This is a genomic window from Pseudonocardia acidicola (genome assembly GCF_012911935.1).
GTDB lineage: Bacteria > Actinomycetota > Actinomycetes > Mycobacteriales > Pseudonocardiaceae > Pseudonocardia > Pseudonocardia acidicola.
Genome location: NZ_JAAXLA010000099.1, coordinates 1 through 21,118 on the forward strand (window position 1 = coordinate 1; position 21,118 = coordinate 21,118).

A 21,118-nucleotide genomic window follows, 5' to 3' on the forward strand; every position below is an offset into this window, starting at 1 on the left:
CCTGACCCCAGCCCCCGCCCGGCCCCGGGACGCGAGCGTGGCTCTCGCTGCGTCGGATGCAGCGAGCCATTCTCGTGCGATGTGGATCAGGGGGTGTTGAGGAGGTGGAAGTTGCGGCGGAAGTAGACCGCCGGGAGGTCCTCGCCGAGGTGGGTGTTCTCCACCCGCCCCAGCAGGATCGTGTGGTCACCGCCGGGGTGTTTGGCGTGCGCCGAGCAGTGCAGCGTCACGCACGCCCGGGGCAGCACCGGCAGCCCGCGCTCGTCGGCGGCGAACCCGGCGTCGGCGAACTTGTCGGCCCCGCGGGTGGCGAACCGCAGCGCCAGGTCGGCGTGCTCGGGGTGGATCACGTGCACGATCCAGCGCTGCGCGGCCTCGAACACCGGGTGGCATTCCGCGGTGTCGGCCAGGCACACCAGCACCAGCGGCGGGTCCATCGACACCGAGCAGAACGAGGTGGCGGTGAACCCCCACCAGCGCCCCTCGGCGTCGGTGGTGGTGACGATCGTGACCCCGCTGGGGAACGACGCCATCGCGTCACGGAACAGCCGGGCCTGTTCGGGGGCACGCTCGGCGGGTTGCGCGCTCATGAGACCTGCGCCCCGCCGTCGGCCGCGGCCGGGGTGGCCGGCGCCGGCGCGACCGGGAACCCGCTGCCCAGGGCGTGGTCGAGCCGGTTGCGCTTGGTGGTCAGATAGCTGATGTTGTCCGGGTTGGGCGTGATGATCAGCGGTTCGCGGGCGGCGATGCGCACCCCGTGACCGGCCAGGCCCCGGTACTTCGCCGGGTTGTTGGTCATCAGCCGGATCTCCCGGACGCCCAGGTCGCGCAGCATCTGGGCGCCGATGCCGTACTCCCGGCTGTCCACCGGCAGGCCCTGGGCGAGGTTCGCGTCGACGGTGTCCAGGCCGGCGTCCTGCAGGTTGTAGGCGCGCAGCTTGTGGCTCAACCCGATGCCGCGGCCCTCGTGCCCGCGCAGGTAGACCACCACACCGCGGCCGGCCTCGCCGATCTTGCGCATGGCCAGCGACAGCTGCTCGCCGCAGTCGCAGCGCCGCGAGGCGAACACGTCGCCGGTGAGGCACTCGGAGTGCACCCGGACCAGCACCGGGTCGCCGGTGTCCGCGGTCTGGTTGACCTCGCCCATCACCAGCGCGACGTGCTCGCAGTCGTCGACGAGCGAGCGGTAGGTGATGGCGGTGAACTCGCCGTACTCGCTGGGCACCCGGCCGGCCGCCTCGCGCCGGACCAGGGTCTCGGTCTGCCGGCGGTAGCGGACGATGTCGGCGACCGCGATGGTCAGCAGGCCGTGGCGCTCGGCGAACCGGGCCAGCTCCGGGCGCCGGGCCATGGTGCCGTCGTCGTTGGTCACCTCCGACAGCACCCCGGCCGGGCGCAGCCCGGCCAGCCGGCACAGGTCCACGGCGGACTCGGTGTGTCCCGCGCGGCGCAGCACACCGCCTTCGCGGGCGCGCAGCGGGAAGATGTGACCGGGCCGGGACAGGTCCTCGGGCCGGGTCGCCGGGTCGACGAGCGCGCGGATGGTGAGCGCGCGGTCGGTCGCGGAGACCCCGGTCGTCGTCTTGGACTTGAGGTCGACCGAGACGGTGAACGCGGTGCCCCGCGGATCGTCGCTGTCGGTCACCATCAGCGGCAGGCGCAGCGCATCGGCGCGTTCACCGGTGATCCCGACGCACAGCAGCCCGCTGGTGTGCCTGATCATGAAGGCCATCGCCTCGGGGGTGGCCAGCTCGGCCGCCATGATGAGGTCGCCCTCGTTCTCCCGGTCCTCGTCGTCGACGACCAGGACCATGCGTCCGCGACGCAACTCCGCCAGCGCGGCCTCGACGGCCCGGTAGGAACGGGACTCGCCCGGGTTGGCAGCGCCGCCATCCACGTGATCCATGTCATCACGGTAGGAGCGTGACGTGGGCCGGCGGTGTCCGACATCTAGACACGTCCCGCTCCGCGGAACCGGCGCAGCGGCCCCCGGAACGCCCGAATTGCCGCGGCAGCGCTAGAAGACCGTGTTCTCCAGGTCGATGCCCGCGGCCTGCAGCTTGCGGTACAGCGTCGAGCGGGAGATGCCGAGCAGCGCGGCGGCGTCCTTCTTGTTCCCGGCGGTCTCGGCCAGCGCGTCGAGGATCGCGTGCACCTCGGCGCGCTCGAACCGGGTCAGCGTCCGCCGCGGCGCGGCCCGGCGGACCTCGACCGGGACCTCGGCCAGACCCGGGTTGCCGCCGGCGGGCGCCGCGGCGAGCATCCGCTGCACGACCGAGCGCAGCTCCCGGACGTTGCCCGGCCAGGACAGCCGCATGAGCAGTTGCACGACCTCCGGGGCGACCCGCCGCGGCGCGGCGAACGCGCTCACCAGCGCCGGCACGTCGCGCAGCCGGTTGCGCAGCGGCGGCAGCCGCACCTGCTCGGCGTCGAGGTCGGGCAGTGCGTTGTCCTCCCAGGAGGAGCCGCAGGTGAAGGTGGCCGTGCACCGCCAGCCGCGGGTGCACGCCGCGTCGAGGATCGCCGACACGGTCCGCAGGACGGTGGGGGAGAGCAGGTGCAGATGGCGCAGCACCAAGCCGCCCGGGTCGCCCGCCACCGCGCTGCGCAACCCGTCGAGCCAGGCGGCCTCGCCGTCGACCTCGATGGCCGCGGCATCCCGTACGACGACGGGGCCGCCGTGCTCGCGGTGCAGCGCCTGGGCCACCGCCAGCTTGCCCACGCCGGCCTCGCCGCACATCACGACGACCCGGTCGGCCAGCGCGGTCCGGCCGGTGCGGTAGGCGTCGAGAAAGGCGCGATCGGTACCGGCCAGCCCGGGTGGGCCCACGGGTGGCGCGGCCCGGGCCGGTCGCGGCGCCGGTCGGTCCGCCGTCGGCCGGATCTCCACGAGCGCGCCGATGATCTCGCCGCCGTCGCGGACCGGCGTGGTCCTGGTCCGTGCGGTCTGCCCGCCGGCCAGCGGCAGCTCGTTCTCGATCACGGCCACTCCGGAGTGCGCCGACATCGCCCGGGCGGCGTGGTCCCACACCAGCGGCTGGTCGGCGCCGTCGAGCAGCCGGGCGGCCTGCGGGTTGCTCATCAGGATCCGGTCGCTGAGCACCACGATGCCGGCGTGGCTGCGCCGGCTGGCCGACATGAACTGCGCGAGCAGGGCCCGCTCCTGCATCGAGTGCTGCTCGAACAACCGGGTCTCGATGCTGCGTGCGGTCTGCTCGGCGATCAGGGTGACCAGCGTGTTGTTGTGGTCCGCGGCGCAGGTGACGTCGAGGATGCCCAGTGGCCGGCGCCCGAGCGGATCCATGATCGGCACGCCGACACAGGTGAACTGCACGAGCTGGGAGACGTAGTGCTCGTGGCCGTCGATGCGGGTGGTGCGGCCCAGCTCGACCGCGGTGCCCAGGCCGTTGGTGCCCACGGCCTCCTCGGCGAAGACGAAGCCGGCGTTGACGTTGAGCGCGTCGAGCCGGCGTGCCAGGTCCCGCTCCCGGACCCGCCGGTCGAGGATCCGGGCCTCGGCGTCGGTGATGATGAAGCTGATGCCGAGCTCGCCGAGCCGCTCGTTGATGGCGTCGAGCACCGGGCCGGCCGCGCGCAGCAGTCGCGACTCCGGATTCACGTCCGGGCGGTAGGGCGGCTCGATGTTCTCCGGGCGCACCGACCAGCTCGAACAGCGGCGCCACGACGAGGAGATCTCGGCCCGCACCGTGACCGGCGTGGTACCGCAGGAGAGGAACCGCTCCCGTTCCCGGGCGAGCGTGTGGTCGACTGCATTCACTGTCATGCCGGACCTCGTCGTCCTTGTCCGCGGCAGCCGCCGGGCAGGCGCGGCCGCCCGACCGTCACCGATGCTAGGGGGGAGGCGCCCGCGGGCCCTGTCCCAAAATGAATCACGTTCCGGGTTGTCGCTGGTGGAGACGGCTCTTGCGGTGTATGGGGCGGCCTAGACCAGGCCCAGTTTCGGGCGCACCCAGGCGGCCATCTCGGCGATCGCACGGTCGGCCTCCGGCGCGCGGCCGGCCAGGAACGGGAACACGTGCTGCATCTCGGGTACGACGTCGAGGGTGACGTCGACGCCGGCCCGCCGGGCGCTCTCGGCGAAACGCCGGGCGTCGTCGAGCAAGGTCTCGGCGCCGCCGGCGTTCATGAAGATCGGCGGCAGGCCGGCCGGGTCGGAGTGCAGCGGGTTGGCCAGCGGGTCCAGCGGCGAGCCGTCGGGGCCGAGGAACATCCCGGACATCCCCTCCAGGATCGGCCGCTGCACCAGCGCGTCCGTTCCGGCGTTGGTCTCGAGCGTCTCGCCCTTGTGTTCCATGTCCAGCCACGGTGACATCGGCAGCAGCGCCGCGGGCAGCGGGTCCCCGTCGTCGCGCAGCTTGAGCGCGAGGCTGATGGCCAGGTTGCCGCCGGCGGAGTCACCGGAGGTGACGATGTGGCCGGCCGGGACACCGCGGCCGAGCAGCCAGCGGTAGACGGTCACGGCGTCGTCGAGCTGTGCGGGGAACGGGTGCTCCGGGGCCCGCCGGTAGTCGATGACGAGTGCGCGGCAGCCGATGGCCGTGGCCAGGTGCCCGGCGAGCTTGCGGTGGGTGTGCCGGGACCCGACGACGAACCCGCCACCGTGGGTGTACAGCACGACCCGGTCGGCCGCGGCTCCGTGGGGGATGCACCAGACCGCCGGCACGCCGTCGGCGTCGACTTCGGCGTAGCTCACATTCTCCGGTTCGACGGTCGGCTGGTGCCACTCCTCGAAGAGGTTGCGCAGCGTGGGCAGGTCCATCTCCGGGTCGGCGGCCATCCGCTCCGCCCAGCTCTGGTACAGCTCCCGCAGGTAGGCCGACTCGGTGCTCGCCATGACCTCGCTCCCTCCAGGGTGAGCGCCCATGGTCGGTGGGGCGTGCGGCGCAGCCGTGTCCCCTTTTGGGACACCGCGTGCGACACCGTGCCCGCGGTCTGTCCGATCTTCGGCACATCCCGGGCGGGCCGACCGCGACGTGCCATCATCGGTCGACGGGACCGACACCACCCGACGGCGACGACGCCGGGAAGCTGGGGGAGCGCGTGGATTTCGCAGCGGACGAGGACCATCGCGCCATCCGGGAGGGCGTCCGCGCTGTCTGCAAGGACTTCGACGACGCGTACTGGCGCGCCTGCGACGCCGAACACCGCTTCCCGTGGGACTTCTACAAGGCCATGGCGGCCGGCGGCTGGCTCGGCATCGCCGTCCCCGAGGAGTACGGCGGCGGCGGGCGCGGCATCACCGAGGCCTCGATCGTGCTGGAGGAGGTCGCGGCCTCGGGGGCGGCGATGAACGGGTGCAGCGCGATCCACCTGTCGGTGTTCGGGATGAACCCGGTGGTCAAGTACGGCAGCCCGCAGATGCGCGAGACCTACCTGCCCCGGGTCGCCTCCGGCGACCTGCACGTCGCGTTCGGGGTGACCGAGCCCGACTCCGGTACCGACACCGCGTCGCTCACCACCCGCGCCCGGCTCGACGGCGACCACTACGTGGTGCGCGGCCAGAAGGTGTGGACGTCGAAGGCGCAGGACTGCGAGAAGGTGCTGCTGCTGGTGCGTACCACACCGATCGAGCAGTGCGCCAAGCGCACCGACGGGCTGACCCTGCTGCTGGCCGACCTGCAGCGCCCCGAGGTCGACATCCGGCCGATCCCGAAGGCCGGCCGCAACGCCGTGGCGTCCTGCGAGGTCCGCTACGACGACCTGCCGGTGCCGGTGGCCGACCGGGTCGGCGACGAGGGCATGGGCTTCCGCTACCTGCTCGACGGGCTCAACCCGGAGCGGATCCTCATCGCCGCCGAGGCGCTGGGCATCGGGCGGGTCGCGATCCGGCGGGCCGTCGACTACGCCAACTCCCGTCGGGTGTTCGGCCGGCCGATCGGGCAGAACCAGGGGCTGGCGTTCCCGCTGGCCGAAGCGCACATGCGGCTGCGCGCAGCGGAACTGATCGTGCGCGAGGCGGCGTGGCGCTACGACCAGGGCCTGCCGTGCGGTGAGCAGGCCAACACCGCCAAGTTCCTCGCCTCCGAGGCCGGGCACTTCGCCGCCGACCGCGCCATGCAGACCCACGGGGGGTTCGGCTACGCCAAGGAGTACGACGTGGACCGCTACTGGGTGGAGTCCCGGCTGATGAAGATCGCGCCGATCTCCCAGGAGATGGTGCTGAACTACGTCGCCGAGCACGTGCTGGGACTGCCGCGCTCGTACTGAGCAACCGATACCCTCCGGCACGTGGAGATCCTCAGCAGCCGGGTGCTCGTGCGCCCGGTGGACCCGGAGACCACCACGGCGTTCTACCGCGACACGCTCGGGCTCGCGATCTACCGCGAGTTCCCCGGAGGAACGGTGTTCTTCCTCGGGCCGGGCTTCCTGGAGGTGTCGGGGCGCAGCGACGAACCTGCAGGGGACGGGATCGCGTTGTGGCTGCAGGTCCGCGACCTCGCGGCGACCCACCGCGAGCTCACCGACCGCGGGGTGGAGGTGCTGCGGGAGCCCCGGCGCGAGCCGTGGGGGCTCGACGAGATGTGGATCGCAGACCCCGACGGCACCCGCATCGCGCTGATCGAGATCCCCCCGGAACACCCGCTCCGCCGCGACACCCGCACCCCTTAGCCCCCGGCGGGTGCCATCAGGGTGGCTTTGCCGCCGCCCAGTGCCGCCACAGCCACCCCATGGCGGCGGTGTCAGCCGGCGTGGCGGCGGGCGCCGGGGCCGGGGACGGCGTGCAGGCGGGTGTCCGGGGTGAGGGGGTGCCCGTTCTCGCAGCGCAGTTCGACGTGTACCGCGCCGCCGCATTCCGGGTGTTCGATGCGCAGCGGGGGACCGGCCTCCCCGGCGAGGTGCCGGTCGCCCCAGTCGAGCATGGCCAGCACGACCGGCCGCAGCTCGCGCCCGGCGTCGGTCAGCTGGTACTCGTGGCGTTCCCGCCGCCCCGGCTCCCGGTAGGGCACCCGCCGCGCCAGTCCCGCGTCGACCAGTGTGGCCAGCCGCCGGGTGAGCACGTTGCGGGCGATGCCCAGGTGGCCGGCGAGGTCGTCGAAGCGCCGCACCCCGTTGAACAGGTCGCGCAGTACGAGGACCGTCCAGGCGTCGCCGATCAGCGCCGCGGTGCGGGCCACCGAGCAGGTGCTGCTGTCCAGCTCGGTGTAGTCCATACCGGACAGGTTAGCCGTGCTGAGTTGCGTTTAACAACTGATCGCGCCGACCGGTCGGCCCGCCGCGCCGGGCGCCCCGTTGTCACGAACGGCACTTTCGCTCAATAGGTTTGAACGAAAGTGCCGTTCGTGACAAGCGGGGGAGGGGGCGCCATGGCTGGGCGGACGATCAGGCGCGGGGTGGGCCCGGAGCACGTGTCGGCGGAGTTCCGGGAGTTCTGGGCCGAGCGCCGGCCCGGGATCCTCGTCACCCCGCGGCGCGACGGCAGCTCGCACGCGGTCCCGGTCGGGGTCACCCTCGACATCGAGGCCGGCGTCGCGCGGGTGATCTGCAGCCGCGGCTCGCAGAAGGCGCGCAACGTCGCCGCGGCGGGCCCGGACGGCGCGCGCGTGGCCGTCTCCCAGGTCGACGGCCGGCGCTGGTCGACGTTGGAGGGGCGCGCGGTGCTCCGCGAGGACCCGGAGTCGGTGGCCGACGCCGAGCGTCGCTACGCCCGCCGCTACAAGGTGCCGCGGGTGAACCCGCAGCGGGTGGTCATCGAGATCGTCGTGGACCGCGTCCTCGGGATGGGCTGACGCAGCCCCCGGGGATGCCGCCCACCCCTCGGATACGGCACTCTGTAACGGTCAAGAGGTCACCGTCCCACCGTCGCGGGGTGACCGCCGGCGACGCCTTGCGGGGGGAGCGACCCGATGAGCAGTGCATTCGAGACGGCCCGAGACGTCACCGACGACCCGGCCGGCAACGTGGTCCGGCTGCCCGACGGCGGGGCGCGGCACAGCGGCCCGGTCCCGGACCTGTCGATCGCGACGCTGGGGCCCAGCCGGATCACCTCGCCGCTGGCGCAGCTGCTCGACGCCCGGCAGACCACCGAGCACTACGTCGACGAGCACGACCGGGTGCTGCTCGACGACACCCTGGCCGGCATCTCCGGCCGCGGTGGACCGCTGCACGAGCTGCCCGGGATGGAGCCGTGCGGACCGCGCCGGAAGATCTTCTTCGACCCGTCGAAGACCCGCGCGGGCATCGTGACCTGCGGGGGGCTGTGCCCGGGACTCAACGACGTCATCGCCGGGCTCGTGCGCACGCTGACCTACCACTACAAGGTCCGCAGGGTGGTCGGGTTCCGCAACGGCTACCAGGGATTCATCGCCGACTACGGCTACGACGTCGTCGAGCTGACACCGGAGGCGGTGCGCGACATCGCGGTCGACGGCGGCACCGTGCTGGGTACCTCGCGCGGCCCGCAGGACCCCGAGGCGATCGTCGACTGCCTGGAGCGGATGCACATCAACGTGCTGTTCGTCGTCGGCGGTGACGGGTCGATGCGCGGAGCGATGCGGATCGCGCGGGTGGTCGCCGACCGCGGCCTGCTGATCTCGGTGGTCGGCATCCCGAAGACCATCGACAACGACATCCCCTACATCGACCAGAGCTTCGGCTTCCAGACCGCGTTCAGCGTGGCCAGCGACGCGATCCGGGCCGCGCAGGTGGAGGCGAAGTCCACCGCGAACGGCATCGGGCTGGTCAAGCTGATGGGCCGGCACTCCGGCTTCATCGCCTGCTACGCCGCGCTGGCCCGCAGCGGCGCCGACGTGGTGCTGATCCCCGAGGTGCCCTTCACCCTCGACGGCGACGGTGGGCTGCTCGCGCACCTGCGCCGCCGGGTCGCCGAACGCGGGCACGCCGTCGTCGTGGTTGCGGAGGGCGCGGGGCAGGAGCTGTTGGAGAGCCAGGGCGACGCCGATGCGTCGGGCAACGCCAAGCTCGCCGACATCGGCCCTTACCTGCGGCAGCGCATCGCCGACGACTTCGCCGCCGCCGAGGTGGAGACCTCGATCCGCTACATCGACCCGAGCTACGCGATCCGCAGCGTCCCGGCCAACCCCTACGACAGCGTCTACTGCGTGCGGTTGTCGCAGGCCGCGGTGCACGCGGCGATGTCCGGGCGCACCGAGATGGTGGTCGGCCGGTGGCGGCGGCGGTTCGTGCACATCCCGATGTCGCTCGCGGTGAGCCGGCGCAACCAGGTCGACCCGCACGGTGACCTCTGGATGGCGGTCCTGGAGTCGACCGGCCAGCCGGTCCGCTTCGCCTGACCCTCCCGCACGCAGCAGCCTCGTTGCCGTTCCCGGCCCGGGAACGGCAACGAGGCTGCGTGACGGGGGTTGATACCGATGTCAGGTCAGTCGCGGAACTCCGGGATGATGTGCTCGGCGAAGATCTCCAGCTGACGCTTGGCCTCGTCGATCGGCATCAGGCCCTGGTCGAAGAACCAGGAGAACCACTCGAGCTCGCCGTCCTCGCCGTGGATCTTGGCGAGATCCTCGATGTCGCGCTTGATGTCGTCGACCGTGCCCACCAGGCCGTACTTGGTCTTGGTGAACCGCTCCATCGTCCACTCCTCCTTCGGGAGGAGGCCCGGGAACTTCTCCTTGTCGCCGGGAAGGCGCAGCGCCTCCCAGAAGCCGAAGCCGGAGAAGTAGATCTGGAAGCCGTAGTAGTTGGTGCGCTCCATGAGCTCCCAGGCCTGCTCGCGGGTGTCGCCGAAGGCGACCGCGCGGAAGGCGCCGATGCTCTGGCCGAGCTTGAGGTTGCGGCCCACCTCCGCGGCCGAGTCCTGATAGAGCTTCGCCAGTGCCTTGAACTGCTCCGGCTCGGCGGTGAGGATGATCGGCATGACACCGTTGTGCGCGGTGTGGATCATCGTCGAGGGGGAGACCGAGAACGGCTGGAACGCCTTCGGGTAGGGCTGCTGCAGCGGCTTCGGGATGACCGAGATGCCGCGGATGTGCCCGTTCTCGTCGATCTCGTCCGGGTGGCCGTACTGTTTGGTCCACTCGGCGGCCGGCCAGCGGGTGATGCCCTGCTTCGGTGGTACCTGGTAGAACTGGCCGTCGTAGGTGAGCAGGTCCTCGGTCCACGCCTTGTAGACGATGTCGAGGTACTCCTCGTGGACCGCGCGGTTGTGCTTGTCGTCGTCCCCGCCGTCCATCGGGGTGCCCTTGACCGGCACGTGCTGGCCCAGCACGTTCACCCATCGGTCCTGGTAGCCGCGGGCGTACCCGCCGTAGACGCGGCCGCCGGTGAGGTGGTCGAGCATCGCGACCTGCTCGGCGACGCGCAGCGGGTCGTTCGCCGGCAGCACCAGCGACAGCGGCGCGAACGAGATGTTCTTGGTGCGGGCGGCCAGGTCCGCGTACAGCATCATCGGCTGGACGGAGGCCTCGAAGCCCTCGGAGTGGAAGTGGTGCTCCGTGGTGGAGAAGACGTCGAAGCCGGCCTCGTCGGCCATGATCGCCAGCTCACGGACTTCGGCGATCATGGCCTGGAAGTGCTCGTTGTCCCGGCCGATGGGCCGCTTCGCGGCGCGTTCCTCCAATGTGGCCGGAATCGTCGGCAGGGTGAACAACTGGAATTTCACCGATGAACTCCTCAGATGTTGCGTCTCGGTCCAGGGCGCGCCGTTGCGCCGATCGGACCAGGGCCCGTGCTCGCCCTGCTATCTGACATCGGTATCAGCCGTGACGCGTGTCTCAGATTGCTGCACGGCGACCCGCGGGATGTGCCACGCCGCCGACGCCCCGGCGGGGTGGTCCGTGCGAGGCTGTCGGCCGGTGCGACGGAGCGGGAGGGCGGGTCCATGGGTGAGGTGTTCGTACTGGTGCACGGCGCCTACCACGGCGGATGGTGCTGGCGGCGGGTGGCGACACTGTTGCGGGGTGCCGGGCACGAGGTGTTCACCCCGACCCTGACCGGGCTGGGCGAGCGCGCCCACCTGCTCTCCGGAGACGTCGGCCTGGGCACGGTCGTGCAGGACGTGGTGGCCGTGCTGGAGACCGAGGAGCTCACCGACGTGGTGCTCGTCGGGCACAGCTTCGGGGCGCTGGCCGTGCTCGGCGCGGCCGACCGGGTGCCCGAGCGGATCCGCCGCCTCGTGCTGCTCGACGGGCTGGTGGTGGATGCCGGGCAGACCGGCTTCGACGGGTTGCCCGCCGAGGTCGTCGCGCAGCGGGAGGCCGACGCGCAGCGGCGCGGCGGCGGCATCGCGATCCCGCCACCGCCCGCGTCCGCGTTCGGGGTGCTCGACGCCGACGACGCGGCCTGGGTCGAGCGGCGGCTCACCCCGCATCCGTTGCGCAGCTACCGTGAACCACTCGCCGTGGACAAGCCATTGGGCAACGGCCTGCCGGTGGCGTACCTGTACTGCGCCAACCCGCCCTACACCGCGATCGCGTCCGGACACGAGATCGTCCGCCGGGAGGGCTGGACGTGGCACGAACTCGCCACCGGCCACGACGCGATGATCAGCGCCCCGGAGCTGGTGGCCGGCGAGCTCACCCGCTGACCGCGCCCCGGCTCACGTCGCCGCGGCCGACTTGACCTCGACGTCGAGGTCGACCGCGGCGGGCTGCCGCTCCGGGTGGCCACCGCACTCGCGGTGGAGCACCGGCATGATCTCCTCGGCGAAGTACTGCATCTGGGCCTCGATCTCCTCGCCTGCGAAGCCGCCGAGCTCGAACCAGGTGTGGAACATGAAGTCGTCGTATCCGCACTGCTCCTTGATCTTCATGATCGAGTCGATGACGTACTGCTTGGAGCCGTGGATGGCCACCTGCTTCTGCCGCAACAGGTCCGCGGTGACCTTCATGTCGAGGTCGTAGAACGGCTCGTCGGCCTCGGCGAGCACCGCCGCGAAGCCGAACGGGCCGTAGTAGTCCCACTGCAGTTCGAGCGCCCGCCCGGCGCGGTCCATGTCACCGAGCCCCTTCTCGACCACGTGGATGTAGCGGCAGGTGACCACGCCGCGGCGCTTCTCGGCGTCCCAGCCGTACTTGAACTGCCCGCGGTCGAGGCGGTCCGGCCAGCCGGCCTGCTCCGCGGCCTCGTAGTAGCGGTCGATGTTCTGCTTCAACCGCGAGTTCGGCTCGACGATGAAGTACCCGTTGATGCCGCGCTCGGCGGCCCACTTCACCGAGCGGGGGCTGGTCAGCGGCTCCCACATCTGCGGGTACGGCTTCTGCACCGGGTGCGGGTAGACCGAGAACTCCAGCAGCTTGGTCGTGGTGGCCTGCACCGGGTTCCCGGCCGAGTACATGTCCGGTGCGCCGACCTTGATCACCTGCTCCAGGTCGCGGCCGCGACCGGGCTCGCTGAAGTAGGCCAGTGTCTGCTTGTGGTTCCACTTCGTGTAGGAGGGCGGGAGCGAGAGGAACTCGCCGTGGTGGGAGAAGGAGTCCTCGGTCCAGGCCTTGAGGATGACCTCGTAGGCCTCCTCGTAGTAGGCCCGGTTGCGCTCCTGGTCCTGGATCGTCGAGCCGTAGGCCCAGCCGAAGACCTCGTTCTCCCGCGGTTGATACCCGCGGCCGATGCCGAACTCGAGGCGCCCGCCGCTGATCACGTCGAGCATCGCCGCCTGCTCGGCGATGCGCACCGGGTGCCACCAGGTGACGATGTTGGCCGCCTGACCGAGCCGGATGTTCTTGGTGCGCGCGGCGATGGCCGCCTCGCTGACCAGCGGGTTCGGGCTGAGCTCGGCACCCTCGGGCTGGAAGTGGTGCTCGGTCTGGAACCAGTAGTCGAAACCGAGCTGATCGGCGAGGATGCCCTGGCGCACCTGGTTGACGATGGTGCGCTGGGCGGACTCGTGGGTCTGCTGGAGGGTGCCGTCGTTGACCACCACGCCGCCGTCGTAGTCCACCTGCTTCGCCGGCAGATCCGATGCTCCGTTGTGGAACACGCCGATCTCGATCATTTCGCCCTCCATGCCCTGATGGGGGCGGCCGACCGGGAGGCCCGGCGACCGCCGACACGATGTCCCGATCGCTCCGGTCCCCAGTGTGGGCGGACGACGTTCGGCGGCTACCGCCGAACGTCCCCAAGTGCAGCTAGTCGCCGGCGCCCTCCGGCGCCTCCACCTCGCGGCGCAGGATCTTGCCGGTCGGGCCCTTCGGCAGCTCGTCGACGAGCCACACGTGCCGCGGGTACTTGTAGGCCGCGACCCGGTCCTTGACGAACGACCTGAGCTCATCGGTGCCGGCTGATGCTCCGGACTTCAGCGCGACCGCGGCACCGACCTCCTCGCCGAGGTCCGGGTGCTTGATCCCGATGACGGCCGCCTCGGCCACCGCCGGGTGCTCGTAGAGGGCCTCCTCGATCTCGCGCGGGTACACGTTGTATCCACCGCGGATGATCAGGTCCTTCTTGCGGTCGACGATGAAGTAGAAGCCGTCGGCGTCCTTGGTGGCGATGTCACCGGTGCGGAACCAGCCGTCGGGGATCGCCTCCGCAGTCGCCTCCGGCCGGCCCCAATAGCCCTTCATGATGTTCTCGCCGCGGATGGCGATCTCACCGGGTTCGTCGACGCCGACCTCGTTGCCGTCGTCGTCGACCACCTTCATCTCGCAGCCGCGCACCTGGAAGCCGATCGAACCGGGCTTGCGCTCCCGCCCGGGCTGGTTGAACGACGCCACCGGCGAGGTCTCCGACAGCCCGTAGCCCTCCAGGATCGTGCAGCCGAACTTCTCCTCGAACGCCTTCATGATCTCCACCGGCATCGCCGAGCCGCCGGAGATGCAGGTGCGCAGGGTGGACATGTCCGCCGAGTCCGCGTCGTCGTGGTGCAGCATCGCGGCGTACATCGTCGGGACGCCCTCGAACACGGTGACCTGGTCGCGACTCACCACCGACAGCGCCTTGCCGGCGTCGAAGCGCGGGACGAGCGTCAGGCACGCCCCGGAGGCGACGGCTGCGTTGAGCCCGCAGGTCAGTCCGAACACGTGGAACAGCGGCAGGCAGCCCATCAGCACGTCGTCGGGGCCGATCTCGATGAGCGTCTCGACGGTGGTGCGGGCGTTGGAGTCGAGATTGTGGTGGGTGAGCTCGGCCCCCTTGGGCTGCCCGGTGGTGCCGGAGGTGTAGAGGATGACCGCGGTGTCGTCGTCGGCGCGCTCGACCGGCTCGGTGACCGGCTCGGCGGCCCCGAGCTGGTCCGCCGACGGGCCCAGCGCACCCACCACGACGCTGTCGATCCCGACGGCCTCCGCGCCCTCGGTGACGGAGTCGCCTGCGCCGTCCCAGCCGAACACCAGCGACATGCCGGAGTCGGAGAGGTAGTACTGCACCTCCCGCGTCTTGAGCAGGGGGTTCATCGGCACGACCGCGGCCCCGGCCAGCAGTGCGCCGTAGAACAGCACCGGGAACGCCGGGACGTTGGGCAGCACCAACCCGACCCGGTCACCGGGGGAGATGCCCCGGCCCTTCAGCATCCCGGCCACCGCGGCGGCCGCGTCGAGCAACTCGCGATAGCTCAGCACGTTGTCGTCGAGGCGGACCGCGGGACGGTCGCCGTGGTGCTGTGCCGTGGCCACCAGGTTGCCGGCCAAGTTCGTCATCGTCGACCCCACGCTGCTCGTCGCCATGTTGCGACGGACCCTAGAGGTCGCCCCGGCGACGCGGCCGGATGAGCCGGTGCCGCGTCGCCGTCACCGCGGCGTCCCGGTGTCAGCGCACGTCGGTCTCCTCCGACGCCACCACCTGATCGATCATGTGCTGGATCCTCTCGGCAGGCAGCGCCACCGCTGTCGCCCAGAAATAGATGATCAGACTGAAGACCGCGACCACGACGATGTCCCACCACAGCGGGAAGATCGGATCGCTGAGCGGTCCGAAGTCGCTGAGATACACGATCAGGCCCATCCCGATGAGGTAGACCGGGAGCCATTGGGCCGCCTTGACATCGAGTTCGGGAGTGATCGGGTTGAGCTTGAACACCCGGTTGGCGATCAGGATGACGTATCCGATCAGAATGGCCACGCCGAGCTTCCAGTCGGTATCCCATCCGGACCACAGGATGAGCAGGTTGGCGACGATGAAGGCGATCGGGGACAGCACGTGGGCGGCCGGCAGCCGGTAAGGGCGCTCGGCGTCCGGCAGCCTGTTGCGGAACACCCCGAGGGACAGGGGCGCGCCCGCGTACATCAGGACGCTCGCGCTCGTGATCAGGCCGACCAGTGACTTCCAGCTCGGGAACGGCAGGAAGCAGATGCATCCGACCACGAACGCGGTGATCAGGCCTGCCCAGGGAACCCCGCGCTTGGTGGTCCTCTCATAAACCGTCGGCACGTACCCGTTGCGGCTCAGGCCGTACGCGACCCGCGACGTCGCCGTGGTGTAGATCAGGCCCGTACCTCCGGGCGAGACCACGGCATCGATGTACAGGACCGCGGCCAGCCACCCGACGCCGACGAGCATGGCGAGCTGCGCGAACGGTCCGGTCAGGGCGGTGTACGCCGCGCTGTCCCAGGTGCCGTTCACCAGGGAGGCGGGCAGCGCGCCGATGAAGAAGACCTGGAGGGCGATGTAGATGATCGAGCCGATCACGATCGAGCCGATCACCGCTCGGGGGATGTCCCGCTTGGGGTTGGAGCTCTCGCCGGCGAGTTGGTCGGCCTGCTCGAAGCCGAGCAGCGCGAAGATGATCCCGCTGGTGGAGACGGCCGCGAGGATGCCCTTGGCGCCGTCCGGATTGAATCCGTTGGCAGCGGTGAAGTTGCTCGTGTCGAAGTTGGCGGCCGCCAGGACGAAGATCGTCACCAGCGGCACGCCGACCTTCCACCAGGTCGCGGCGCTGTTCGTGCGGGCCAGCATGCGCACGCTGAGGAAGTTGATCGCAGTGAGTACCGCCATCAGGGTGATCGCCGCCACGACTCCCGGCGGCGTCAGGACGTGCTGGCCGTTCACCACCTCCATCCAGTCACTGGCGAACGAGTAGTGCTGCCCGTACTGGATCATCGCCATGACCTCGATGGGCGCGACCGTCGCCGCCTGCAGCCAGGAGAACCAGCCGAAGGAGGCGCCCGCAGCGCCACCGAAAGCGTAGTGCGGGAAGCGGGCGGTTCCCCCGGACAGGGGGTACATTCCACCCAGCTCGGCATGTACCAGGGCGAGGATGGCGATTGCCGCCGCGCCGATCACCCAGCTGATGATCGCAGCCGGGCCGGCCGTCTGGAGGGCGGTTTGGGCGCCGAACAGCCAGCCTGAGCCGATGATCGACCCGGTTGACGCCCAGATGAGGCCGATGAATCCTATCTCTCGTTTCAGTCCGGTTCGGCCCGAGGTGGGCGAACTGACGGGCGAATCTGCCAACGGCCTGCTCCTGACCTGCAAAGCTGTTTCGGGTGATGGCCTGAGTGCGGTGAACAAGATCGTGCTTGTCAACTGGTGTTGCTTGTGCTTTGTCCGACGCGGCGGAATGGACCTTCCGATTGCACATCGGGCGGTCAGTTGTAGATGATCCGGAACGTCGGAGCCAGGTACTGGTGCGTATAGGCCGTCGCTTTGTTGCCGGTCTCCTGGCAGCTTCCGCCGTGGATGAGGCAGAGGTACTCGGTTTGGGTCACGGTATTGGTGGTGAACGTCGCTGCCCATTGCACCGTTCCCGCCCTGTTGCCGGGAACGGTGTAGGTCTCCCCGCCGCTGACTCCGTAGGTCTTGCTGGCGCTGTACCCCACGGCCGCCGAGATGTCGCCGAGCGAGACCGTCACGGTGCCGTTGACGCTGGTGGTGATCGACGTGGACAAGGTGCACGTCACGGAATGGGATGTCGGGTCCGGCGAGAAACGCACGCAGTCGGCCCAGTCGCCCACGGTCGGGTAGGGCTTGCTCACCGCCGTGACTTTCCACTCGTAGCGGGTGGGGTTGTCGGCGTAGGCGGGGGTCGTCAGGGTCGTCAGTATGCACAACGCGAGCCCGAGTGCTGCGGCTACAGGGGGCCATACCCTGCGCGAGACGCCGCCTCTGTCATTCGTCCGGCCGGGGAATCTGAGTTTCTCATCGTCATGACCAGTGGGCTTCCGGTCGGCGGAGTCTCTCCCCATCTTCCCCCTTTTGGCTGTACTCACTGCGTCGGACGCATGCGACCGAACGGGTGACGTCGTGGCCCGGGAATGATCTACCGACATTTCGATGATGTCAATCCTTCGACCGGTAGGCCCCGGATGTCCCGGAAGTCCGGTGCGTGATGTGCCGTATGTCGGATGATGCCGAGAAATACCGAATAAAAGGGGGATGTCCGGCTTTTGTCGCGCCGTTGGGGGCGCGAACGGCTCGGAGGCGAGCGGACCGGCGTTGACGCCCTGGAACTCTTATCCTAGTTTTCGGGCAGCGCCAGGGGCGGACGTGACGGGCGGCGGCAGCGGAGCCGCGGTCCGCGGGACCCGCCCGCGCGGGAGGCGGCACGCCCATGACGGCCACCCGATCGGCACCGCCCGCGAGCGGGCTGCGACCCGGCATCGTGACCGCCACGTGGGCCTCGGCCCTCGCCGAGACCTATCGCCGTTACGGCGGCGAACCCGCGGTGCGCACCGGTCCCGGGGAGGTGCTCAGCTACGCCGAGCTCGGCCGCCGGGCCCGGCGGCTGGCCGGTGGGCTGGCCGCGCTCGGGGTGCGCCCCGGCGACCGCGTCATGATCATGACGATCAACCGCCCGGAGTGCTTCCTCGTCGACCATGCGCTGGCCGCGGGCGGGTTCGTCCGGGTCGCGGTGAGCCACCGGTTGCACGCCGGCGAGGTCGCGCACATCGCCCGCGACTGCGAGCCCGCCGCGATCGTCGTGGACCGTGACCGCGCCGCGGGCGTCGCCGCCGCGCTGGCCGCGACCGACCTGTCGGTGGCGGTGATCGCCTTCGACGACGACTCGCCGGTCCCGGTCGACGCGCGCCTGAGCGAGCTCGCCGCGCACGACGAAGCGGAGTCACCGCCGGTCGAACCCGAGCAGCTGGCCTGGTTGCCCTACACGTCCGGGACCACCGGCGAGCCCAAGGGCGTGATGCTCAGCCATCGCTCGCTCATGGCGTGCTTCCGCAACCTGCTCGTCGAGCTGCCGGCCGTCGAGACCGGTGACGTGGTGCTGCACGTCGCCCCGCTCACGCACCTGTCGGGCTACCTGGGGCACGCCTACGCCACCCGCGGGGCGAGCCAGGTGACGCTGCCGGAGTTCACGCCCGAGGCCACGCTGCGGGCGATCGGGCAGTACGGCGTGACCGTGCTGCCGCTGGTTCCGACGATGCTCAACATGATGCTGCCGCTGCTCGAGGAGCAGGACTGGCCGGTGGAGACGCTGCACACGGTGCTCTATGCGGGATCGGCGATGGCCCCGGACCGGCTGGCCCGCGCGGTCGCGTGCCTCGGTGAGGTGTTCGTACAGGCCTACGGGCTGACCGAGATCCCGTTCCCGCTGGTGGCGTTGTCCAAGGCCGCGCACCGGTTCGAGCCGGGCGGCCCGCCACCGGCCCGGCTGGCCTCGGCGGGGCGGGTGAACCCGTTCGTCGAGGTCCGGCTGCGCCGCCCCGACGGCACCGACGCGCCCGACGGCGAGGAGGGCGAGATCCAGGCCCGCACCGACACCACGATGCTCGGCTACTGGAACCGCCCCGACGCCACCGCCGCGGTGCTGCTCGAGGACGGCTGGGCGGCCACCGGCGACATCGGCCGCATGCAGGACGGCTACCTGCACATCGTGGACCGCAAGAAGGACATAATCGTCACCGGTGGGTTCAACGTGTTCCCCGGTGAGATCGAGAACGCCATCTCGTCGCTGGAGGGCGTCAGCGAGGTCGCCGTCGTCGGGGTGCCGGACGAGCGGTGGGGCGAGTCGATCCGGGCCGTCGTCGTCGTCCGCGACGGGCACACCGTGACCGCGGACGACATCGACCGGGCCTGTAGGGAGCGGATCGCGGCCTACAAACGGCCCCGGTCGGTCGACTTCGTCGACGAGCTGCCCAAGACCGGCACCGGGAAGATCCAGCGCCACGAGCTGCGCCGCCGGTACTGGGCGGGGCAGGACCGCCGGGTCGGTGGCTGAGACATGCGCGCCACCGCGTCGACCATGACGGAGAGAGTCCAGTGACCACATCGACCACACCAGCCCCGCTCGCCGGGCGGTTCGACGCGATCCCGCTGGAGAGCGTGCTCTTCGGCCCCGGTTCCTCGGGCGGGCTCGCCGCGGAGTGCGAGCGGCTGGGCATCTCCCGGCTGCTGCTGATCGCCTCGCCGAGCCTGGCCCGCGCAGTCGACGTCCACGCGATGTTCGACCTGGCCACCGGTGGCCGGGTCGCCGGCGTGTTCACCGGCGTGCGCCCCCACGTCCCGCACGACGTCGTGCTGGCCGCGGCCGAGGCGGCCCGCGCCGCCGGGGCCGACGGCGTGCTCAGCGTCGGCGGCGGCAGCCCGATCGATCTGGGCAAGGCGGTGAGCCTGTGCGTGGCCGAGGGCGTGCGCACCCGCGAGGAGCTGCTGCGCTGGCGGGTGGTGTTCTCCTACCCGGACACGGTCGAGGTCCCCACGACCACCGCGCCGCAGCTGCCGCACATCGCGGTGAGCACGACGCTGTCGGCGGGGGAGTTCACCAGCATCATCGGCGTCACCGACACCGAACGGCTGGTCAAGGACCTCTACATCACGCCGAGTCTGGTGCCACGGATGGTCGTGCTCGACCCCGAGCTGGCGGTGCACACCCCGCGCGACCTGTGGGCCTCGACCGGGATGCGCGCCGTCGACCACGCCGTCGAGGCGCTGTGCTCGACGACCGCGCAGCCGGTCACCGACGCTCTGTGCGCCGACGCGCTGCACCGGCTCACCCGGTACCTGCCGGCGTCGGTGCGCGACGCCACCGATCTGCACGCCGCGGGTCAGTGCCAGATCGCGGCCTGGCAGTCGATCTTCGGGCTGACCAACGTCAACCTGGGGCTCAGCCACGGCATCGGCCACCAGCTCGGCGCCCGGTGCGGCGTGCCGCACGGCATCACCTCGTGCGTGATGCTGCCCGCGGTGCTCGAGTACAACCTGGAGCACACCCGGGACCCGCAGGCCCGCATCGCGGAGATCTTCGCCGCGGCGTCCGGGGTGGCGGCGGACCCGGCCGCGGGCGCGGGAGAGCTGGTGCGCCGGTTCATCGCCTCGCTCGGGCTGCCCACGTCGCTGCGCGAGATCGGCGTCGAGCGGTCGGTCTTCCCCGCGCTTGCCCGCGACGCGATGGCCGACCTCATCGTCGCGTCGAACCCACGCCCGGTGACCGGCGAGGACGAGGTCGTCACGATCCTGGAGAGTGCGTACTGATGACGCTGTCGCAGGCGCACGGCATTCCACCCGCACTCCTGGAGTTCCAGACCACGCTGCAGCCGCCCCCCGGTGACTCCGCGGCGCGGCTGCTCAAGGGCTTCGACGCGTACACCAACGCCGACCCGCCACCGGTCGCGGCCGTGCACGCCGGGGTGCCGCTGCGCGAGGAGGGCGGCTGGCGGCTCGGCGCCGACGTCACCGTCCCGCGCGGCACCGGGCCGTTCCCGGCGGTGGTGTACCTGCACGGCGGGGGCTGGGTGATGGGTTCACCGTGGACGCACCGCCGGCTGGCCGCGGAGCTGGCCGCGCGCGGGCTGCTGGTGGTGTCGGTCGACTACCGCCGGGCACCCAAGCACCGGTTCCCGGGTGCGGTCGACGATGCCGCGTTCGCGCTGCGCTGGGCGCACCGGCACGTCGCGGAGTACGGGGGCGACCCCGACCGGCTGCTCGTCGGCGGTGACTCGGCCGGCGCGAACCTGGCCGCCGCGCTGCTCGCCGCGGGTGTCCCGGGCGCCACCGAGGTGCAGGCCGCGCTGCTGTTCTACGGCGTCTTCGACTACCACCGGGCGCTGCCCACCCTGTCCGGGCTGCTCGGCGGGGACGACGCCGCGAGCCAGCTCTACCTCGACCCGGCCGACTTCGACGCGCTGCGCGGCGACCCGCGCCTGTCCCCGGAAGCCCACGTCCGGGGTTTCCCACCGACCTGGATCACCGTGGGCGAGCGCGACCCGCTACGGCCCGAGTCGGAGGCGCTGGCCGCCAGGCTGGCCGTGGCCTCGGTGCCGCACGAGATGCACGTCGCGGCCGGTGCCCCGCACGGCTACCT

General features: G+C 71.0%; 18 protein-coding genes. 8 read left to right on the top strand and 10 right to left on the bottom strand.

The features are described 5' to 3' along the window. Positions 1-86: 86 nt before the first annotated feature. The 4 genes from HF526_RS31360 to HF526_RS31375 all read right to left on the bottom strand — a co-directional run bounded on the left by HF526_RS31360 (position 87) and on the right by HF526_RS31375 (position 4,855). The gene (locus HF526_RS31360) at positions 87-590 is read right to left on the bottom strand and encodes a flavin reductase family protein (protein WP_169385274.1); all 504 of its coding nucleotides are present in this window, start codon (positions 588-590) and stop codon (positions 87-89) included. Further along, positions 587-1,906, bottom strand: a complete 1,320-nt coding sequence (locus HF526_RS31365) for a bifunctional 3,4-dihydroxy-2-butanone-4-phosphate synthase/GTP cyclohydrolase II (protein ID WP_169385275.1) — start codon at positions 1,904-1,906, stop codon at positions 587-589. Before HF526_RS31365 ends, HF526_RS31360 begins: the two co-directional genes overlap by 4 nt. Positions 1,907-2,017: 111 nt before the next feature. Beyond that, the gene (locus tag HF526_RS31370; protein WP_169385276.1) at positions 2,018-3,784 is read right to left on the bottom strand and encodes a sigma-54-dependent Fis family transcriptional regulator; all 1,767 of its coding nucleotides are present in this window, start codon (positions 3,782-3,784) and stop codon (positions 2,018-2,020) included. 159 nt (positions 3,785-3,943) lie between these two features. Then, positions 3,944-4,855 (bottom strand): alpha/beta hydrolase, encoded by a 912-nt coding sequence (locus tag HF526_RS31375; protein WP_169385277.1) that lies wholly within the window; start codon positions 4,853-4,855, stop codon positions 3,944-3,946. Between the two features lie 206 nt (positions 4,856-5,061). Between HF526_RS31375 and HF526_RS31380 the strand changes: the two genes are divergently transcribed. Both HF526_RS31380 and HF526_RS31385 read left to right on the top strand, forming a co-directional pair. After that, positions 5,062-6,228, top strand: a complete 1,167-nt coding sequence (locus HF526_RS31380) for an acyl-CoA dehydrogenase family protein (protein WP_169385278.1) — start codon at positions 5,062-5,064, stop codon at positions 6,226-6,228. Positions 6,229-6,249: 21 nt separating this feature from the next. Further along, positions 6,250-6,630, top strand: a complete 381-nt coding sequence (locus HF526_RS31385) for a VOC family protein (protein ID WP_169385279.1) — start codon at positions 6,250-6,252, stop codon at positions 6,628-6,630. Positions 6,631-6,701: 71 nt separating this feature from the next. On the opposite strand, the gene HF526_RS31390 is transcribed toward HF526_RS31385, so the two are convergent. Further along, positions 6,702-7,172: a winged helix-turn-helix transcriptional regulator gene (locus tag HF526_RS31390; RefSeq protein WP_169385280.1), complete on the bottom strand. Its 471-nt coding sequence runs from the start codon at positions 7,170-7,172 to the stop codon at positions 6,702-6,704. 153 nt (positions 7,173-7,325) lie between these two features. Here HF526_RS31390 and HF526_RS31395 point away from each other — a divergent pair, with 153 nt between their 5' ends. Next, positions 7,326-7,748 carry a pyridoxamine 5'-phosphate oxidase family protein gene (locus HF526_RS31395; protein ID WP_169385281.1) on the top strand — a complete coding sequence of 141 codons (423 nt, stop codon included), beginning with the start codon at positions 7,326-7,328 and terminating at the stop codon, positions 7,746-7,748. Between the two features lie 117 nt (positions 7,749-7,865). Beyond that, on the top strand, positions 7,866-9,272 hold the full coding sequence (locus tag HF526_RS31400) for an ATP-dependent 6-phosphofructokinase (RefSeq protein ID WP_169385282.1): 1,407 nt from the start codon (positions 7,866-7,868) through the stop codon (positions 9,270-9,272). An 86-nt stretch (positions 9,273-9,358) separates the two neighbouring features. Here HF526_RS31400 and HF526_RS31405 read toward each other — a convergent pair whose 3' ends face one another. Beyond that, a complete protein-coding gene (locus HF526_RS31405; RefSeq protein WP_169385283.1) occupies positions 9,359-10,597 on the bottom strand; it encodes an LLM class flavin-dependent oxidoreductase in 1,239 nt (412 codons plus the stop codon). A gap of 219 nt (positions 10,598-10,816) precedes the next feature. On the opposite strand from HF526_RS31405, the gene HF526_RS31410 reads away from it, so the two are divergent. Further along, positions 10,817-11,521: an alpha/beta fold hydrolase gene (locus HF526_RS31410; RefSeq protein WP_169385284.1), complete on the top strand. Its 705-nt coding sequence runs from the start codon at positions 10,817-10,819 to the stop codon at positions 11,519-11,521. Positions 11,522-11,533: 12 nt separating this feature from the next. Here the strand turns inward: HF526_RS31410 and HF526_RS31415 are convergent, their stop codons facing one another. The 4 genes from HF526_RS31415 to HF526_RS34850 all read right to left on the bottom strand — a co-directional run bounded on the left by HF526_RS31415 (position 11,534) and on the right by HF526_RS34850 (position 16,841). Further along, positions 11,534-12,928: an LLM class flavin-dependent oxidoreductase gene (locus HF526_RS31415; protein ID WP_169385285.1), complete on the bottom strand. Its 1,395-nt coding sequence runs from the start codon at positions 12,926-12,928 to the stop codon at positions 11,534-11,536. Positions 12,929-13,061: 133 nt separating this feature from the next. Continuing rightward, a complete protein-coding gene (locus HF526_RS31420; RefSeq protein WP_169385286.1) occupies positions 13,062-14,567 on the bottom strand; it encodes a long-chain-fatty-acid--CoA ligase in 1,506 nt (501 codons plus the stop codon). Between the two features lie 109 nt (positions 14,568-14,676). Next, positions 14,677-16,377, bottom strand: coding sequence for an APC family permease (locus HF526_RS31425; protein ID WP_211178088.1), 1,701 nt, complete (start codon positions 16,375-16,377; stop codon positions 14,677-14,679). A 77-nt stretch (positions 16,378-16,454) separates the two neighbouring features. Then, positions 16,455-16,841 carry a hypothetical protein gene (locus HF526_RS34850; RefSeq protein WP_211178089.1) on the bottom strand — a complete coding sequence of 129 codons (387 nt, stop codon included), beginning with the start codon at positions 16,839-16,841 and terminating at the stop codon, positions 16,455-16,457. A 575-nt stretch (positions 16,842-17,416) separates the two neighbouring features. Here HF526_RS34850 and HF526_RS31430 point away from each other — a divergent pair. The 3 genes from HF526_RS31430 to HF526_RS31440 form a co-directional block, all read left to right on the top strand. Continuing rightward, positions 17,417-19,036, top strand: coding sequence for a class I adenylate-forming enzyme family protein (locus HF526_RS31430; RefSeq protein ID WP_169385288.1), 1,620 nt, complete (start codon positions 17,417-17,419; stop codon positions 19,034-19,036). Between the two features lie 41 nt (positions 19,037-19,077). Continuing rightward, complete coding sequence (locus tag HF526_RS31435; protein WP_169385289.1) at positions 19,078-20,289, top strand: iron-containing alcohol dehydrogenase; 1,212 nt, start codon at positions 19,078-19,080, stop codon at positions 20,287-20,289. Next, positions 20,289-21,118 (top strand): alpha/beta hydrolase (locus HF526_RS31440; protein WP_169385290.1); only part of this gene is annotated, 830 nt, incomplete at its 3' end. The genes HF526_RS31435 and HF526_RS31440, both read left to right, overlap by 1 nt.

Bases quoted from the DNA above. Each gene is read 5' to 3' on its own strand.
- HF526_RS31365 (WP_169385275.1), bottom strand. From the start codon at position 1,906: ATGGATCACGTGGATGGCGGCGCTGCCAACCCGGGCGAGTCCCGTTCC.
- HF526_RS31410 (WP_169385284.1), top strand. From the start codon at position 10,817: ATGGGTGAGGTGTTCGTACTGGTGCACGGCGCCTACCACGGCGGATGG.
- HF526_RS31370 (WP_169385276.1), bottom strand. From the start codon at position 3,784: ATGACAGTGAATGCAGTCGACCACACGCTCGCCCGGGAACGGGAGCGG.
- HF526_RS31415 (WP_169385285.1), bottom strand. From the start codon at position 12,928: ATGATCGAGATCGGCGTGTTCCACAACGGAGCATCGGATCTGCCGGCG.
- HF526_RS31395 (WP_169385281.1), top strand. From the start codon at position 7,326: ATGGCTGGGCGGACGATCAGGCGCGGGGTGGGCCCGGAGCACGTGTCG.
- HF526_RS31375 (WP_169385277.1), bottom strand. From the start codon at position 4,855: ATGGCGAGCACCGAGTCGGCCTACCTGCGGGAGCTGTACCAGAGCTGG.
- HF526_RS31400 (WP_169385282.1), top strand. From the start codon at position 7,866: ATGAGCAGTGCATTCGAGACGGCCCGAGACGTCACCGACGACCCGGCC.
- HF526_RS31390 (WP_169385280.1), bottom strand. From the start codon at position 7,172: ATGGACTACACCGAGCTGGACAGCAGCACCTGCTCGGTGGCCCGCACC.
- HF526_RS31420 (WP_169385286.1), bottom strand. From the start codon at position 14,567: ATGACGAACTTGGCCGGCAACCTGGTGGCCACGGCACAGCACCACGGC.
- HF526_RS31430 (WP_169385288.1), top strand. From the start codon at position 17,417: ATGACGGCCACCCGATCGGCACCGCCCGCGAGCGGGCTGCGACCCGGC.
- HF526_RS31360 (WP_169385274.1), bottom strand. From the start codon at position 590: ATGAGCGCGCAACCCGCCGAGCGTGCCCCCGAACAGGCCCGGCTGTTC.